This is a genomic window from Rhizobium sp. 10N427, from assembly GCF_056394605.1.
Genome location: NZ_JBFTID010000037.1, coordinates 1 through 1,741, shown reverse-complemented (window position 1 = coordinate 1,741; position 1,741 = coordinate 1). Strand labels below are relative to the sequence as shown.

Sequence of the window (1,741 nt, the reverse complement as noted above, 5' to 3'; positions counted from 1 at the left end):
ACTATTACTGGAATTGCAAGATTCTATATTGATGTGTGCTCGGGAATTAGCCGCCGTCCGGGCGGAGATGGCCAGGGTTGCGCAGCTCGGTCGGCGGCGGATGACTCAAGCGCAATCATATACTGCGCTTTCTCAGCCGGATCGCTTACATCACTCGGCCGGACCCAGGCGCGCCAACGCTTGCCGCCGTCGGGCGATGACGGCAAGATCCTTCGTAAAATCCGTCTTTCGTCCAGGTTCGGTGCCGCGTTTCTGATAACCGTTGCTGACACTGCCATCGGGAATACCGAACATGTGATCCGTCTGTCCGCTTCGACGCGGTCCCCTTTTGCTGCGCTGCTGCTCGCGCCCCGCCTGCAGCTCAGCGACAACAGACAGCATGTCGTCCAGCCGCTTGTTCTCGACCACTTCGGATCGGTGTACTGACCGTAACGTATCGAACGTCTTGTAGGGCAGGGAGGCTTCCCCGTCCGTGATCTCAAGTCGTCCGTCAGGATAATCGCAAACGATCAGCTTCTTTCCCGCCAGCGCCCTGGCGCGCTCTGTCGGGTCCAGGATGAACATCACCTTGTCGTAGCGCAGCGTCAAGGAATGCGACAGCTTGCGAACCTCCTTGCGGCACATGGCATCATCGAGGTTCTCATGATCGGCCAACGGCCGATGCATGTCCTTCGGATTGCGAGGCGGCTTGCCAAAACGGGTATTGAAATCCGCCCTGAACTCAGGCGCATAGGCGTTGGCCGCCTCGATCGTATCGATACCGCGCAGCCGCAATTCCTTCACCAGCCGATCCTGCAGCGTCTGATTGGCGCGTTCCACCCGGCCTTTCGCCTGCGGGGTGTTGGCGCAGATAATGTCGATGTTCAACTCATAAAGCGCCCGGCCGAATTGCGTCAGACCGCTCGTGCGGTCCGTCATCGAGGCATGCGTGCTGCGGAAAACACCGTGCTTGTCACTGTAAAACGCAATCGGTTTGCCCCATTGCTGCAAGTAAGCCTTCGTCGCATGCAGATAGTCAAAGGTGTTCTCAGAGGCGGCAAAGCGCAGATGCAACAGCTTGCCGGTCGCATCGTCGATGTAGACGAGCAGGGCGCATTTGCGGCCACGGTCCTCGAACCACCAGTGATGCGACCCGTCGATCTGGACGAGTTCACCAAAGCAATCGCGCCGGCCGCGTGGCTGGAAGACCCGCTTCTTGCGCTCGCGGCGTGATACCCATATGCCGGCTTCCATCATCCATTGGCGCAACGTCTCTTTGCTGACGGAAATCCGATGGCGCTCAACTAGCTTCTCGGCCGCCAAGGTTGGGCCAAAATCCACGTAATGCTCACGCACCAGGTCGAGAGCCAGATTGCGGAAATCCTCACTGTGGCGCCGGTTGCTCGGGCGGCCGCGCTTCTTCGAGACGAGACCGTCGAGCCCGTCCAGATCATAGGCCTGCAACAGACGATGGACTTGGCTGCGACTGAGCCCAACTAGCTCAGCCGCCCGCGTGACCGTCAGGCCGCCTTGGCGAACCTGCCGAATCTGTTCAAGACGATGCAATTCCTTCTGCGACATGACAATCAAACAGGACATGACGACTCCGAACATAAATGGCCTCGACCACGATGCACGTCGCTTGTCTTGCTTCCCAATGCTGACGTTCAGCTAGCATCCCAAGAGGCGACGACTGTCGCATCTCTAACTAGCCTATATGTCGCATCTCTAAAATGCCGCTACACATCAAAATCGCATAATC

The 1,741-nt window shown here is 58.2% G+C and carries 1 protein-coding gene; it reads right to left on the bottom strand.

Annotation, left to right across the window (positions count from 1 at the left end):
- Positions 1–150: 150 nt before the first annotated feature.
- Positions 151–1,578 carry an ISNCY family transposase gene (locus tag AC1DIJ_RS30865; RefSeq protein ID WP_112390968.1) on the bottom strand — a complete coding sequence of 476 codons (1,428 nt, stop codon included), beginning with the start codon at positions 1,576–1,578 and terminating at the stop codon, positions 151–153.
- Between the last annotated feature and the right edge of the window lie 163 nt (positions 1,579–1,741).

Coding starts and splice junctions, on each gene's coding strand:
- AC1DIJ_RS30865 (WP_112390968.1), bottom strand. CDS start 1,578: ATGTCCTGTTTGATTGTCATGTCGCAGAAGGAATTGCATCGTCTTGAA.